General features: G+C 55.2%; 13 protein-coding genes. 5 read left to right on the top strand and 8 right to left on the bottom strand.

The annotated features are described in order from the left end of the window. Positions 1-34: 34 nt before the first annotated feature. Entirely contained in the window at positions 35-262 is a 228-nt protein-coding gene (locus ABWV33_RS02040) for an N-6 DNA methylase (RefSeq protein WP_353328942.1), read from the top strand. A gap of 354 nt (positions 263-616) precedes the next feature. On the opposite strand, the gene ABWV33_RS02035 is transcribed toward ABWV33_RS02040, so the two are convergent. From ABWV33_RS02035 to ABWV33_RS02020, 4 genes are read right to left on the bottom strand one after another with little or no spacing between them, the layout of a single operon-like run. Then, on the bottom strand, positions 617-1,780 hold the full coding sequence (locus ABWV33_RS02035; protein WP_353328941.1) for a M20 aminoacylase family protein: 1,164 nt from the start codon (positions 1,778-1,780) through the stop codon (positions 617-619). A 14-nt stretch (positions 1,781-1,794) separates the two neighbouring features. Next, positions 1,795-2,958 carry a M20 aminoacylase family protein gene (locus ABWV33_RS02030; RefSeq protein WP_353328940.1) on the bottom strand — a complete coding sequence of 388 codons (1,164 nt, stop codon included), beginning with the start codon at positions 2,956-2,958 and terminating at the stop codon, positions 1,795-1,797. A gap of 1 nt (position 2,959) precedes the next feature. After that, a complete protein-coding gene (gene argE / locus ABWV33_RS02025) occupies positions 2,960-4,126 on the bottom strand; it encodes an acetylornithine deacetylase (protein ID WP_353328939.1) in 1,167 nt (388 codons plus the stop codon). 8 nt (positions 4,127-4,134) lie between these two features. Continuing rightward, entirely contained in the window at positions 4,135-5,955 is a 1,821-nt protein-coding gene (locus ABWV33_RS02020; protein ID WP_113824899.1) for an ABC transporter ATP-binding protein, read from the bottom strand. Between the two features lie 284 nt (positions 5,956-6,239). Here ABWV33_RS02020 and ABWV33_RS02015 point away from each other — a divergent pair, with 284 nt between their 5' ends. The 4 genes from ABWV33_RS02015 (at position 6,240) to ABWV33_RS02000 (ending at position 11,278) form a co-directional block, all read left to right on the top strand. Beyond that, complete coding sequence (locus tag ABWV33_RS02015; RefSeq protein ID WP_113824898.1) at positions 6,240-7,943, top strand: peptide ABC transporter substrate-binding protein; 1,704 nt, start codon at positions 6,240-6,242, stop codon at positions 7,941-7,943. Positions 7,944-8,042: 99 nt separating this feature from the next. Further along, positions 8,043-9,050 (top strand): ABC transporter permease, encoded by a 1,008-nt coding sequence (locus ABWV33_RS02010; protein ID WP_113824897.1) that lies wholly within the window; start codon positions 8,043-8,045, stop codon positions 9,048-9,050. Further along, the gene (locus ABWV33_RS02005; protein WP_113824896.1) at positions 9,043-9,993 is read left to right on the top strand and encodes an ABC transporter permease; all 951 of its coding nucleotides are present in this window, start codon (positions 9,043-9,045) and stop codon (positions 9,991-9,993) included. Before ABWV33_RS02010 ends, ABWV33_RS02005 begins: the two co-directional genes overlap by 8 nt. A gap of 214 nt (positions 9,994-10,207) precedes the next feature. Beyond that, entirely contained in the window at positions 10,208-11,278 is a 1,071-nt protein-coding gene (locus ABWV33_RS02000; protein ID WP_353328938.1) for a YeeE/YedE family protein, read from the top strand. Here ABWV33_RS02000 and ABWV33_RS01995 read toward each other — a convergent pair. From ABWV33_RS01995 to ABWV33_RS01980, 4 genes are all read right to left on the bottom strand, one after another. Next, complete coding sequence (locus tag ABWV33_RS01995; protein ID WP_353328937.1) at positions 11,214-12,491, bottom strand: DUF3422 family protein; 1,278 nt, start codon at positions 12,489-12,491, stop codon at positions 11,214-11,216. The two genes, ABWV33_RS02000 and ABWV33_RS01995, sit on opposite strands and share 65 nt — an antisense overlap. A gap of 93 nt (positions 12,492-12,584) precedes the next feature. After that, positions 12,585-12,962 carry a carboxymuconolactone decarboxylase family protein gene (locus ABWV33_RS01990; protein ID WP_353328936.1) on the bottom strand — a complete coding sequence of 126 codons (378 nt, stop codon included), beginning with the start codon at positions 12,960-12,962 and terminating at the stop codon, positions 12,585-12,587. Then, complete coding sequence (locus ABWV33_RS01985) at positions 12,955-13,326, bottom strand: MerR family transcriptional regulator (RefSeq protein ID WP_353328935.1); 372 nt, start codon at positions 13,324-13,326, stop codon at positions 12,955-12,957. The genes ABWV33_RS01990 and ABWV33_RS01985 overlap by 8 nt, the downstream gene beginning before the upstream one ends. Positions 13,327-13,455: 129 nt before the next feature. Continuing rightward, entirely contained in the window at positions 13,456-14,889 is a 1,434-nt protein-coding gene (locus tag ABWV33_RS01980; RefSeq protein WP_353328933.1) for an NAD(P)(+) transhydrogenase (Re/Si-specific) subunit beta, read from the bottom strand. Position 14,890 lies beyond the last annotated feature (1 nt).

Genomic DNA, 14,890 nt, shown 5'->3' with positions numbered 1-14,890 from the left:
AAGCGGTATGTGCTCAGGGTCCTGGCAGTGAGCAATGTTTACTTTGCTCGCCTCCAACATATCCACGCCTGCCCTATCCGCACCGGGAATTGGCGGCATAGAGCTGGTCAACGGGTCAATGTCACGGAAACCCAGTGGCAAGAGGGAGGCCCGTTGTGCCAACTTCAATTCCGACTCCGTGGATGCCAAGATCCCGCTGCCCAGTCAGTTGGTCTACGGCACAGCTATTCCCGCTCGCTTGCCTATCCTGAAAAAGAATTAGTCCTTTGGACTTGCCGAAGATGTCAAATTGCAGAGCCGAGATGCCACTCATCTACGCCTCTAAGATGCACCGCTTGTTCCCGGCAGCTGAATGCAAGCGGCCAGTCAGAAACTCATCAATAATACCGCCCCTTCCACCGTGGTGGTAGATATCCTCGCAGCCAAAAAAACTCTTGAATGGGAAGGTAGTCCCAACATGAGCGCTTGGCGTGGACGTCAGCGGACGGTTCTTCGAAGAACACTATGGAAAACAAATAAAAGGCGCGCCGAGATCATCGACGCGCCCTTTCAACATTCATCCATGGGCTGGTTTGTTCTCAGACCCTATCTTCTAAGCTCAACCTGTTATGGGTACCTAAGCGGCAGGCATCCGCTGTTCAACGATTTCAGCCCACCAGCTGCAACCGGCTGGAATCGCTTCATCGTTGAAATTGTATTCGGGGTGATGGACCATTGCAGTGTCCCCATTCCCGACAAGGATATAAGCACCGGGGCGCTCTTCGAGCATGAAAGCGAAATCCTCTCCACCCATGACCAGGTCTGCATCTTCACACTCCCCGGACACGCTGCGGGCAACGTTCGCTGCAAACTGGGTCTGCTCTTCGGAGTTGACCATGACCGGATAGCCGCGGTGATAGGTGACATCCGCTGTTCCGCCAAATGTTGTTGCGACACCCGAACAAATCTCTTTGATCCGCTTTTCAGCCAGATCACGCATCTCGCCGCTCATGGTACGCACTGTACCTTTTATCTGCACCCGCTGCGGGATGACGTTAAACGCCTTTGAAGATGTTTCGAAAGAAGTGACCGACACAACAATCTGATCCACAGGGTCGGCATTGCGTGATGCAATCGTCTGCAATGTCATAACGGTTTGCGCCGCCATCACTGTTGTATCAACGGTTTCATGAGGCTTAGCCGCGTGACCGCCGTGCCCTTCCAACGTGACATCAAACTGATCTGTCGCAGCGAAAAAGGCGCCGGGGCGGATTGCAAAGCTACCGGTCGGTTTGCCCGGCCAGTTGTGCATGCCATAAACTTCTTGGATATTCCAACGGTCCATCATGCCATCGTCGCACATCTCTTTGCCGCCACCGCCGCCTTCTTCTGCGGGCTGAAAGATCACAACAACCGTGCCATCGAAATTGCGGGTCTCTGCCAGATATTTGGCAGCGCCCAACAACATGGCTGTATGCCCATCGTGGCCACAGGCATGCATCGCCCCATCGGTTTTCGAAGCATACTCAAGTCCGGTCTGCTCATGAATTGGCAGAGCATCCATATCAGCCCGCAGACCGATCACCTTGCCCGCGCTATCAGATTTCCCCTTGATCACGCCGACAACACCTGTCCGCCCTATGCCGGTTACGATCTCGTCACAGCCGAACTCTTGCAGCTTTTCAGCCACGACAGCGCTGGTGCGGTGCGTTTCGAACAGAATTTCGGGGTTTTCATGCAGATCACGACGCCATGCGGTGATCTCGGGCTGCATTTCTGCAAAGCGGTTCTTGACAGGCATCTGTTTCTCTCTCCTTAAACAGGCATTCGTCGTTCGACCAATTCAGCAAACCAGCTACAACCAGCGGGTATTGCCTCATCTTCGAAGTTATAGGCGGGGTGGTGACAGGTTTCCGTGTCCCCATTACCAAGAAAGATATAGGCTCCAGGGCGCTCTTCAAGCATGTAGGAGAAATCTTCCGACGGCATGATCGGATCCACGTCACTGTCCACCTTGCCTGCGACAGCCAGCGCCGCCTCTGCGGCGAATTCAGTCTCAGCTTCGGTGTTGATGGTGGCGGGATACCCGGCATCCCATCTCACTGTGGCCTGCGCGCCAAAGGCTGACGCCGTATCAGTTGCGACGCGTTGTACTCTGGCCTCTGCCAATGCGCGGTTTTCGGGGTCGAGGGTCCGAACGGTACCTTTCAACCGAGCGGTATGCGCAATCACATTAGAGGCCACGCTGTCGGTTTCAAAGGTGCCCACCGTCAAAACCACCCGCTGCACTGGGTTGACGTTGCGCGATACAATCGTCTGCAACGAGATCAGGATCTGCGCTGCGACCAGTGTGGTATCGATCGCCTCATGCGGCGCAGCAGCATGGCCGCCCTGCCCGGTCACAGTAATTTCGAACTCATCCGACGAGGCCAAGAGCGCCCCCGGACGAATCGCAAATTCACCGACGGGCAAACCCGGAGTGTTGTGCAGGCCATAGACCTCCTGGATATTCCAGCGTTCCATCATGCCGTCATCACACATCTCTTTGCCGCCACCGCCACCTTCTTCGGCGGGTTGAAAGATCAGCACAGCCGTTCCATCGAAATTGCGCGTTTCGGACAAGTATTTGGCCGCCCCTAGCAACATTGCTGTGTGACCATCGTGCCCACAGGCATGCATTTTCCCCGGAACCTGTGAGGCATATTCTAACCCGGTCGCTTCTTCGATCGGCAGCGCATCCATGTCTGCGCGCAAGCCAATGACCCGACCGTTGGTATCTGTACGGCCTTTGATCACCGCCACTACGCCGGTCCGCCCGACCCCGGTAGTGATGTCATCGACACCGAATTCAGTCAGTCTGTCGACGACAAATTGCGCAGTCTGGTGCACATCGAAAAGCAATTCTGGGTTTGTGTGCAAATGCCGACGCCAGCCGGTAATTTCTGCATGCATTTCGGCCAGACGATTCTTAATTGGCATTTCAGCCCTCCTGTAATCGCGCAACCAATTGGTCGGCAAAATCTACGCCGGCTTGGAACTGAGCAACGGAGATATATTCGTTAGGCTGATGTGCTTGGGCAATGCTGCCCGGGCCACACACCACAGCGGAATACCCCGCTTCCTGGAACTGTCCGGCCTCGGTGCCGTAACTAACCACATGACTTTCGTTATCGCCTGTGATCTGGCGCACAATGGCCTCGGCTTCGCCGTCTTTTTCCGGCTTTAATCCTGGAACATTGAAAGTCTGCGTGACATCAATCCGAGTTTCGGGGTGAATCGCCTGCATCTGGGTCTCGACTTCGCGCACCCGCGCTTTGTAAGCATCGCCCCAGTCATCCGCGCTTTCACTCGGAACAACCCGCATATCCATGCTAAAGCGACAATCCTTGGCCGTGATATTCTGCGCAGTGCCGCCTTCGATGACGCCGACATGCAGCGTGGTCCAAGAAGGTTCGAACATCGCGGCGATCTCGTCCGGGGCTTTGTCTCGGTTGGCTTCGTTGCTTCGGTTGGCCCACTCGATCAAAGGCGCAGCAAACATAATCGCGCTCACCCCGGTGTGGATCAACGAACTGTGCACCTCGAATCCCTGCACGTGAGTCGCGTAGCCGTATCCGCCTTTGTGTCCGGTCACCGCCTTCATCATCGATGGTTCGCCCACGATCACCGCCGATCCTTTGGGTAGAACAGGCTGCATGGCGCGAATCATCGGTGGGGCACCGGTGCAGCCAATTTCCTCATCATAGCTGAGCGCCAACTGCAGAGGTCGCGTCACGCCCCGGTGCTGTGCCTCGACCAGAGCCCAAATCGCAATGGCATCGAACCCTTTCATGTCACAAGTGCCGCGGCCGAAATACTTGCCATCCCGCTCAGTCACGGTGAAGGGATCACTGTCCCAAGGCTGACCATCGACAGGCACCACATCCGTATGCCCAGATAAAATCACAGCCCCCTCGATCCACGGGCCGACATGGGCAAACAACGCCGCCTTTTCACCGCTTTCGTCATAGTGACGGTGCGCCTCGATCCCGTGGCTGTTCAGATAGGATTCGACCCAGTCGACCAGCGGCAAATTGCTATCGCGGCTGACCGTTGGAAACGAGATCAGCTTGTCCATAATCGCCTTGGGCGACAAACGGTCTGTCATGAGATGTCTCAGTATCCGCTATCGGTTGTCAGAACATAATGCCCTGACTCAACCTCATTATACACTGAAGGTTCAACCACGTGATCCACCGGATGAATGGGCGACGGAATCGGTTTGAAGTTCAGGTCTTTTTCAGACTTTCGACGATTTGGATCCGCGATGGGAACCGCTTTCATCAAGGCCTGCGTATAGGGGTGTTGCGGGTTCTCGAATACTCGGCTTCGGGGGCCCATTTCCACGATTCGACCCAGATACATTACCCCCACGTGATGGCTCACGCGTTCGACGACGGCCATATCGTGGCTGATAAACAGGAACGACAGGCCCAGTTCGGACTGCAACTCCATCATCAGGTTCAGAACCTGCGCCTGCACCGAAACATCCAACGCCGAGACCGCCTCATCTGCGATGATCAATTTCGGGTTCAAGGCCAAAGCCCGGGCAATGGCAATCCGCTGCCGTTGACCACCGGACATCTCGTGGGGGTACCGCCGCATAAAGCTGCGCGGCAGATGCACCCGGTCAAACAGCATTTCGACCCGCGCGTTGATATCGCTGGCGGATCCCATACCGTAATTCCACATCGGTTCAGCAACTTGATCTGACAGCTGCATTTGGGGATTGAGCGAAGCAAACGGATCCTGAAAAATCATCTGCATATCCAGGCGCGCCTGACGCAGACCGTTTTGGTTCAACTGCATAATGTCTTTGCCATCCAGGTCAATTTCACCCGCCATGGGTTCAACCAACCGTAGAATCGACCGCCCTGCCGAGGATTTACCGCAGCCGGATTCGCCAACAAGGCTAAGTGTTTGCCCTTTGTTGATGGTGAAAGACACATCTTCGACCGCGTGCACGTTGGCGACGGTTCGACGGAAAAAGCCGCCTTTTACTTCAAATCGGGTAGTCAGCCCTTTGACCCGCAACAGCACCTCTTCGGTGCCCGGAATCGGGTCCAGATTTTGCCCCTCAACGCCAAGCAGTTTCATCGGCTCTGGTGCCGCCTTGCCGGTCATTTCGCCCAATTTGGGCACAGCCGCCAACAGGGCCTTGGTATAATCATGGGTCGGGTTTTCAAATATCTCTTGAACCGTGCCCTCTTCGACTTTGTTGCCGCGGAACATGACAACAACCCGATCAGCCATCTGCGCAACCACCGCCATATCATGGGTGATGAACATAACAGCGGTGCCGGTTTCCCGCTTAAGACGGTCCATCAGCGCCAGAATTTCGGCCTGGATGGTCACATCCAACGCGGTGGTCGGTTCATCCGCGATCAGCAAGCGCGGCTCGCAAGCCATTGCCATAGCAATCACGACGCGCTGGCGCATTCCGCCCGACAGTTCATGCGGGTATTGGTTCAAGCGTCGCTCAGGCTCAGGAATTCGCACTTCGCGCAACAGTTCAATCGCGCGTGCCTCAGCTTCGCGCTTGGACATATTTTTATGAACCCGCAGACCTTCGGTGAGCTGACGCCCAACCGTAAAAACCGGGTTCAGAGCGGTCATCGGCTCCTGAAAAATCATTCCGATTTCGTTTCCGCGAATCTGCTTCATCAGATCCTGCTCGGACTGTGCGAGGTCAACTTCGCCGCCCTCACGGCGATCAAACAGCAGTTGGCCTCCGGCAATTTCGCCGCCACCAAACTCTACCAAACGCATCAGGGACAGCGATGAAACCGATTTCCCAGACCCGGATTCGCCAACGATACAGAGGGTTTCGCCAGGGCTTATCTCGAACGAGACATCTTCCACGCCGACGACGGGTCCGTCTTTGGTTTGGAACTCAACCCGAAGATTCTTGATTTGTGCAATAGGCTGATCCAGCACCGGTGCGCTCCCTTTGGCCGCGTAGTTGTTCAAGTGTCCGACGCTAAGGCTGGGACGTAGGGAAAGTCAAACCCATAGATTTTTTCCCAACAGCAAGGCTTGCAATTTTCTGAAACTCTGCTTCGATACGTGGCGTAACCGTTCCCGGGGGAAGAGCGACATTCACGTAACGTCAACATGTTACATGTTTGGTTTCAAAGATTTACCCCTTAAACGGCACAAGCTTAATCCGCGGCTATTGCGGAGATAATCGAGGCACAAACGTGTCCAACAAGGAGTGTAGAATGAAACTCAGAGCCTTATTGATGGGTGCGATCGCAAGCACGGCAATGGCCCCGATGGCCATGGCCGAGCGTGGATCGGACGGCAACGTCAGCATTATTTACTGGCAGGCGCCCTCGATCATGAACCCGTTCCTGTCGGGTGGCACCAAAGATGTGGAAGCCGCATCGTTGGTGATCGAGCCCCTCGCACGCTATGACGAAAACGGCACCATGGTTCCATATCTGGCGTCGGAAATCCCAACCGTTGAAAACGGCGGCGTGAGCGAAGATCTGACAACGATCACCTGGAAAATCTCACCGGGAATCACATGGTCGGATGGATCCGCGTTTACCTCAGCTGACGTTAAATTCACGGCTGACTACTGCATGCACCCAGAAGGTGGCTGCGCGCAGGTGACCAAATTCGAAGGTGTCACATCGGTTGAAGCTGTTGACGATCTGACAGTCAAAGTGACCTTTGGTGGCGCGACACCTTTCCCTTATGGCCCCTTTGTTGGTGGTGAAAGCCCCATCCTGCAAAAGGCTCAGTTCGAACAGTGCATGGGTGCCAAGGCTCCTGAATGTACCGAAGCGAACTTTAACCCTCTTGGCACAGGCCCGTTTGTTGTCACTGAGTTCAAACCGAACGACGTGATCACCATGAAGGCCAACGACAACTACCGTGATCCTGCAAAGCCTGCCTTTGCATCGCTGACGTTCAAAGGTGGCGGCGACGCGACTTCTGCAGGTCGTGCGGTTATGGAAACCGGCGAATTTGACTACGCTTGGAACCTTCAACTGGCACCCGACGTGATTGCCAAGATGGAAGAAGGCGGCAAGGGTACACCCGTTGCGGGCTTTGGTCCTTTGGTTGAGCGCATCATGCTCAATAACACCAACCCTGATCCATCCCTCAGCGCAGAAGAGCGTTCGGTCATCCGTCCGCACCCATTCCTGAGCGATCCGGCCGTTTACAAAGCCATGTCCATGGCGATCGACCGTCCGCTTCTGGTGGAAGTTGGCTATGGTAAAGCCGGGAAAGTTACCTGTAACTGGATCCCTGCCCCTGCTGCAGTAAACTCTACCACCTTTGATTGTTCGACTCAGGACATCGCTGGCGCCAACAAGCTGCTCGATGATGCAGGCATTGTTGACACCGACGGTGATGGCATCCGCGAAAAAGACGGTGTTCCATTGTCGCTGGTCTATCAGACCTCGACCAACGCTGTGCGTCAGGATTTCCAAGCTCTGATCAAACAGATGTGGAGCGAAATCGGCATTCAATCCGAGCTGCGCAACATCAGCGGTTCTGTCTTCTTTGGTGGTGATCCCGGCTCGCCTGACACCTTCCAGAAGTTCTATGCTGACGTTGAAATGTACGCCAACACCTTCAACGGCACCGACCCTCAGTCTTACCTGGCCAACGGTCTATGTGACAAAGCACCTTCGCCTGCGTCGCAGTGGCAGGGTGAGAACATCAGCCGTTTCTGTAACGATGAATTCGACGCACTGCATGCTGAGCTGACAACAACAGCTGACATCGCCAAGCGCGCTGAAATCAGCAAACGTCTGAACGACATCATCGTTGAAAACGGCGGCATGATCCCGCTGGTTCACCGTGGTCGTCTGTCAGCACACGCCAACACTCTGGGTGGCGTTGTTCTGAACGTTTGGGACAGCGAGCTGTGGAATGCAGCCGATTGGTACCGTAAAGAAGGTTCTTAAGCCTTCTACCTCTTGCAAAGCCGCGCTCCGATCATTATCGGGGCGCGGCCTCTGGCACTCTGACCCAAGAAAAAGACTCATAAACAAAGGCGCACCTGAATGCTGACCTTCACTATCCGACGCTTGGTTCTGGCGGTTCCCACGCTTTTGTTCATCAGTCTTGCGATTTTCCTGCTGCTCGAGCTCGCTCCGGGCGATCCGATGGCGCAGGTGCCCCTGACTGTTCCGCCCGAAGTCAAAGAAAAAATGCGTCTGGCCCTTGGCCTGGGCGAGCCCCTCCATGTCCGGTACTGGAAATGGATCGTGCAATTCTTCTGGATCGAACCGCAGGTTCTGATTGACCACTATTTTGGCACCACCTTTGCCGAAGGCAAATTGCGTGTCATTAGCTGGCAGACCCGTTCGCCCGTTATGGACATCGTTGTTCAGCGTATTCCACAGACAATTTGGGTTGTTGGAACGGCCTATATCGTAGGCATCCTGATCGCGATCCCGATTGGGATCTATTCAGCCTATAAGCAGTATTCGATGTTCGATCAGGCAGGTACGTTCGTGTCGATGATCGGCTTTTCGATCCCACCCTTCTTTACCGGCCCGCTTCTGATCGTGATCTTTGCGGTCCATTTGGGATGGTTTCCATCAGTGTATGACACAACGCACGTGGTCAACGACTGGGAAAGCTTCAAGCTGCAATTCCGACAAATGATCTTGCCGGTCATGGTACTGGCGCTGCAGACCACCGCGCAGATCAGCCGGTATATGCGCGCCTCGATGCTGGACAACCTCAACCAAGATTACGTGCGCACCGCCCGCGCCAAGGGCCTGAGTGAATTCGTGGTGGTTATGGTTCATGTTTTGCGCAACTCGATGATTCCAGTGATCACCGTGATTGCGTTGGGAATGCCCGCGATCTTTGGCGGCGCCATCATCACCGAGGTGGTATTCAAGGTAAACGGTATCGGTCAACTATTGATCACCGCCCTCTTCGCCAATGATTTGCCCATGGTGCAGACCCTCACCTTTATCTTTGCGGTACTGATCGTGCTGTTCAACTTGATCGCAGACATTCTCTACGGTGTGCTTGATCCGAGGATCCGTTATGACTGATATTTCGATAGAACCGCTTCCGGCTAAACCACCGCGTAACAAGTGGCTGGATATCTGGACCCAACTGGGCAAGCACAAAGGCGCAATGCTGGGCGGTGGCTTTCTGCTGTTCATCACATTGGGCGTTTTGTTTGGCCCCTATATTTGGACCATCGATCCGCAAAAGATCGACATCCGGAACCGGGACCTGCGGCCGATCTTTACCGCACTGTTTGATAGCGATGCCAAAGTGAGATGGGCCAATCCACTTGGCACGGATCAGTTGGGTCGGGATGGCCTAGCCAATCTGATGGCCGGTGGCCGCGCCTCTATGGCTGTGGGCTGGACGGCCATGTTGCTGACCTTGGGCATCGGCACAATTATTGGCGTGGTTGCAGGTTACTTCAAACGGCTGGACGGTCCTTTGATGCGCCTGACCGATTTGTTCCTGTCCTTGCCAATCCTGCCCTTGCTTCTGGTGGCAGTGACCCTGTTTCGCGAACCCCTGCGCGCCAGCTTTGGTCCCGAAGGCGGCATGTTCATTCTGATCGTGTCAATCATCGGTATCACCAGCTGGATGCCCACTGCGCGTATTGTAAGGGGTGACGTACTGGCCCTGAAGGAGCGCGAGTTCGTTTTGGCAGCTCGGTCAATCGGCACGACCCAGACCAACATGATCAAGCGGCACATTCTGCCTAACGTACTGTCCCCGATCATGGTGTCTGCAACCTTGGGTCTTGCCACCGCAATCATCACAGAAAGCGCCCTGTCCTTCCTTGGCGTCGGGTTCCCCTCGGACTTCCCGACTTGGGGTAAGATGCTGGCCGATGCCGTCGATCGGATGGAGAACTTTCCCGAGCGCGTGCTCTGGCCCGGTTTGGCGATCTCGCTGACGGTGCTGAGTGTAAACTATCTTGGTGATGGTCTACGGGATGCTCTTGATCCTCGGATCCGCGGACGCTGAGAAGCACGAAAAAGAACAATACCAGACAGCCGCCCCACTTCGGGCGGCTGTTTGTTTTGTAGCACTGCGCTTATACGAAACTCTGTCGGCGCGACTTCAGGCTCAACGGAATTTTGTTCCAACCATGAACGCTTAAACACATTCATATACTCTTGATTGATGGCAATATCTGCGCCAATTGGGAAAAAATTCCAATTTCAATGCGGAGATCGTCATGTTCGAATCATTTGGTTTCGAAGAAACCACCGCCAAAGAGGTCAGCGTTCTGTTTGCCCTTGGTATTGGTATCCTATTTGGTCTTTTAGCCGAGCGGATCCAGTTCTGTTTCCGTCGCGCCGTCGTTGGCGACGACCGTCGCGCCGCCGCTGGTGTCTGGCTGATGGCGCTGGCCGTCGCCGTCATCGGGACCCAATTCGCTGTAAGCGCAGAACTCATCTCCTTTGACGATCATCGGTTCATGGCGGCTGAACTGCCGGTCCTTGCCATTATAGCCGGCGGCGCCCTGTTTGGAGCTGGCATGGTGTTAACGCGCGGGTGCGTGTCTCGGCTGACCGTGCTTAGCGGCTCTGGCAATCTGCGGGCCTTGCTGGTTCTGGTGGTGTTTGCCATTGTCGCACACGCCATGCTCAAAGGGGTGCTGGCACCGCTGCGCGTTGCGGTTGGGTCTGTCACACTGGATTTAGGGACCACCACATCGTTGGCCACCCTGCCCGGTGGTGCTTGGATCTGGAGCGGACTTATCGCTGCTGCAGCCTTGGGGGTCGCGCTGCGTTCTGGCAACCGGCCGGTGACCCTTTTGATGGCGGTTCTTATCGGTGCGCTGGTGCCCTTGGCTTGGGTTGGCACCGGGTTCATTCTGCTCGACGAATTCGACCCCATCGCCATGGAGAGCTTATCCTTCACCTCTCCTGCTGCAGACAGCCTGTTTTACACCATCGCCGCCAGTTCGATCCCTGCTGGGTTTGGGGCTGGTCTGATGGGCGGTGTCCTTCTGGGGGCTCTGCTCTCGTCGCTCGTGTTCGGCAGCTTTCAATGGCAGAGCTTTGAAAGCCCCCGTCAGACCGGGCGATACCTGACCGGCGCCACGTTGATGGGTGTTGGCGGCGTTCTGGCCGGAGGCTGCACAGTTGGCGCGGGCTTGTCAGGTGTTCCCACGCTTAGCTTTGCAGCCCTGCTGGCGCTGGTTTCAATCGCAGGCGGAGCACTCGCTACACAGGCTGTTATTCAAGGCGCTTCCGGATCTGCCGGATCCCCAGCCACACCAAGCCCACAACCGGCAGAGTGACCAGTGCGGTCAGCATCCCCTTGCTGATCCCCAACGCCGTCAGCGGATAGAGCAAATACCCGGCCAATGAGACCGCGTAATAGCTAATCGCCACAACTGAGAGCCCTTCGACAGTGTGTTGCATGCGCAATGCCATATCGGCCCGGCGGTCCATACTTTCCAGCAGCGCCTGATTTTGGGCGCTGCGTTCGACATCGACCCGTGTCCGCAACAGTTCGCCCGCCCGGATCGCCCGATCCGATAGCATCCGCAAGCGGGTTTCGGTCGAGTTCACGGTTCGCATGGCAGGTTCATATCGGCGCATCATGAAATCAGCAAAGGTTTGGCGCCCTTCGAACCTTTCCTCACGCAATGAAAAAATCCGCTGGTTGACGATAGCCTCGTAGGCCCCTGTCGCCCCAAATCGAAACGAAGACCGAGCGGCCATTGTTTCCAACTCCGTTGACGTCGAAAGCAACTGCGGCAGCATTTCATCTGCAGGAGCTGGACCATCGGTCATCTCGTTCATCAACTCAGTAACCCGAGCGTCCAACGCGCCGAGTTTTGGGTTCAATTGCTTTACACGTGCAAACCCAAGCATAGACATAGCCTTGTAGGTTTCGATCTCGCACAAACGTTGAATGATACGTCCAATGCGTCGTTGCCCGGTTCCCTCAGTCACAAAGACGGCAAACCGCATATGTCCTGCAGGATCTATTCTGAAATCCCCCGCGGCCACGGCGGCATCATCGAGCACGCGAGACACGGCCAGGCTTTCTGGCACAAACCAGTCCGACATATTGGCTTTGATCGTTCCTTGGTCCGGCCTATGCACCACCCGTAACAACGATGACGTAATCCTCTGCCCGGGTGCCTGATCCAGCCATTCCGCTGGAAACACCTCAAAATCCGCAGGATTAAAGGCGCGCTCGCTGACGCCTTCGGAAAATGCCGTATAGGTCACAAATTCAGTATGTTGTTCCCACTTCAACCAATGGCGCCCGATCTGCCCGGCGTAATGCGTTGCCTCTGGCTGCGGATGCGGCGCGCCATGCCGATCCAGTAAGTTCAACAAGTGCTCACGATCCTGACTGCGATCGCGCCCAGCAGCTTCGGCTGTCTGTTTTATTGCGAGGAAAACGACCGAGCAAGGCGCGGTGGAAATCGGAAAGGGACGCGCATGCAGCTCATTTGCCAGAGCGTAGCGAAGGGGGTGATCATGAATGGGCGGCATTTGGTTCTCCAATTCGGGTCACTATAGCCGCACAAACAAAATCCACAAATATCTTTTTATTTCATAAACTTACAGGAATACGGTGGTATACATTCATCGCTTCAGTTCCTGAAAACGATCCATCGCAGCGTTCAAGCCGTTGATTGCAGCGGGCATTCCACCGTAAACGGACATCTGCCAAATGATTTCAAGAATCTCGCGCTCACTGGCACCTGCAGCCAATGTGTGATCGATATTCACCTTTAGTTGCGGCGCAGTGTGCCCCCCAAGCGCGGTCAGTGCTGCGATCGTGCAAAGCTGACGGGTTTTCAGATCGACCCCTTCACGCGCGTAGTGACGACCATAGGCCCACTCCACCAAAGTCTCCGCCATGTCAGGAACCGCGGCGTCATAGCGCTCTGCCAGCGTGGTTTCCAAGCCAGGGTTCATGTTCGCGACCAAAGCGCGACCCTTTTTTAATGCCTCAGACATGGGCGATCTGCTCCTGCTCTAACTTTTGATACAGTGCCACTTTCGCATCCATCAGATCCAGAGTTTGGCGCATTTGCTCCAGCTTTGAAGCGACCTCAACTCGATGTGCCTCTAGCATCTCACGCCGTACGGCATAGGTTTCTGGGCCTTGTCGACGCAAATCAGCATACTTCACACGATCTGCTTGTTTCATTCCCGTTGCATTCAGCTGATCCAGAAACCGGATCCACCCCAACACCTCTGTGTTGTAGTTACGCCGCCCCCCATCATCGCGCGGCGGAGGATCAATTAGCCCGATTTTCTCATAAAACCGGAGCGTATCAACGCTAAGCCCTGTTTGCGCGGTCACCTCTGAGATCTTCATACACATGCTCCATTCTCTGTGAGTCGCGCCACTTTACGAGCTGGAGTGCACTCCAGCTCAAGCCCTAATTGAAAAAGAAAAAGGGCGCTCTATCAGAGCGCCCTTTTCACATCTACAGTGATGTTGAGATCAGTTGATCATAGTCAACAAAGTGTCCAGAGACGCTTTGGCATCGCCATAGAACATACGGGTGTTGTCTTTGAAGAACAGCGGGTTTTCGATACCGGAATAACCAGTACCCTGACCACGTTTGGAGACAAACACCTGTTTCGCCTTCCAGCATTCCAGAACCGGCATACCGGCGATGGGGCTGTTGGGGTCTTCCTGTGCTGCAGGGTTAACGATGTCGTTGGAGCCGATCACGATTGCCACATCAGTGGATGGGAAGTCGTCGTTGATCTCGTCCATCTCCATCACGATGTCATAAGGCACCTTGGCTTCGGCCAAGAGCACGTTCATGTGCCCAGGCAGACGACCCGCAACTGGGTGGATCGCAAAGCGAACCTCTTTCCCTTTTGCGCGCAGACGACGTGTGAGCTCAGCAACATTCTGCTGCGCTTGTGCAACTGCCATGCCGTAGCCAGGAATGATGATGACGCTGTCGGCTTCTTCCAAAGCTGTAGCAACACCATCGGCGTCGATTGCGATCTGCTCGCCTTCGACTTCCATTGCGGGGCCAGATGTACCACCAAAACCACCAAGGATAACGCTGACGAACGAGCGATTCATTGCCTTACACATGATGTAGGACAGGATCGCACCCGACGAACCAACCAGCGCACCAACAACGATCAGCAAATCATTGCCCAAGCTGAAACCAATCGCAGCCGCAGCCCAACCCGAATACGAGTTCAGCATCGACACAACAACCGGCATATCAGCCCCACCGATGCCCATGATCAGGTGGTAACCGATGAACAGCGCCGCCAAAATCATGATGAACAGAGGGAAGAACCCACCCGTGTTGAAGTACCAAATCAGGCAGAGAAGCGAGAGGCCGGCCGCACCGGCGTTCAACATGTGACCGCCGGGCAGTTTCGTTGCAGCAGACGAAACTTTGCCCGCCAATTTGCCATAAGCCACAACTGACCCAGTAAAGGTCACCGCACCGATAAAGATACCCAGGAACACTTCGACCCGCAGAATGCTGACCTCAACGCTGGATTTCTTGGCCAGCAGCGACGCGAACCCTTCGAGGGATTTTTTGGCGCTGTCATCCATCACCAGAACATTGCCCAGCTCAATATGCGCAATCAGGCCGACGAACACAGCCGCCAGACCAACCAGTGAGTGCATCGCAGCTACCAACTCTGGCATCTGTGTCATCTGCACACGTGTCGCAAGCATATAGCCGATGATACCACCGGCCGGGATCAGCAATATCGACAGCCACCACAGACCGGCACCGGGGCCGATCAGAGTGGCAAAGATCGCCAACCCCATGCCAACGATGCCGTACCAGACGGCGCGTTTCGCGCTTTCCTGTCCGGACAAACCGCCCAGAGACAGGATGAAAAGAACAGCCGCAACTACGTAAGCGGCAGTAGTAAATCCAAATTCCATT

This window comes from Phaeobacter sp. NW0010-22, assembly GCF_040365955.1.
In the GTDB taxonomy this organism is placed as follows: domain Bacteria; phylum Pseudomonadota; class Alphaproteobacteria; order Rhodobacterales; family Rhodobacteraceae; genus OMPR01.
Note: the sequence above shows the minus strand (reverse complement) of the source record. Positions and strands in the feature narration are given on the sequence as shown.

Bases quoted from the DNA above. Each gene is read 5' to 3' on its own strand.
- ABWV33_RS01990 (WP_353328936.1), bottom strand. From the start codon at position 12,962: ATGTCTGAGGCATTAAAAAAGGGTCGCGCTTTGGTCGCGAACATGAAC.
- ABWV33_RS02040 (WP_353328942.1), top strand. From the start codon at position 35: ATGTTTACTTTGCTCGCCTCCAACATATCCACGCCTGCCCTATCCGCA.
- ABWV33_RS01995 (WP_353328937.1), bottom strand. From the start codon at position 12,491: ATGCCGCCCATTCATGATCACCCCCTTCGCTACGCTCTGGCAAATGAG.
- ABWV33_RS02030 (WP_353328940.1), bottom strand. From the start codon at position 2,958: ATGCCAATTAAGAATCGTCTGGCCGAAATGCATGCAGAAATTACCGGC.
- ABWV33_RS01980 (WP_353328933.1), bottom strand. From the start codon at position 14,889: ATGGAATTTGGATTTACTACTGCCGCTTACGTAGTTGCGGCTGTTCTT.
- ABWV33_RS01985 (WP_353328935.1), bottom strand. From the start codon at position 13,326: ATGAAGATCTCAGAGGTGACCGCGCAAACAGGGCTTAGCGTTGATACG.
- ABWV33_RS02000 (WP_353328938.1), top strand. From the start codon at position 10,208: ATGTTCGAATCATTTGGTTTCGAAGAAACCACCGCCAAAGAGGTCAGC.
- argE (WP_353328939.1), bottom strand. From the start codon at position 4,126: ATGACAGACCGTTTGTCGCCCAAGGCGATTATGGACAAGCTGATCTCG.
- ABWV33_RS02035 (WP_353328941.1), bottom strand. From the start codon at position 1,780: ATGCCTGTCAAGAACCGCTTTGCAGAAATGCAGCCCGAGATCACCGCA.
- ABWV33_RS02015 (WP_113824898.1), top strand. From the start codon at position 6,240: ATGAAACTCAGAGCCTTATTGATGGGTGCGATCGCAAGCACGGCAATG.
- ABWV33_RS02005 (WP_113824896.1), top strand. From the start codon at position 9,043: ATGACTGATATTTCGATAGAACCGCTTCCGGCTAAACCACCGCGTAAC.
- ABWV33_RS02010 (WP_113824897.1), top strand. From the start codon at position 8,043: ATGCTGACCTTCACTATCCGACGCTTGGTTCTGGCGGTTCCCACGCTT.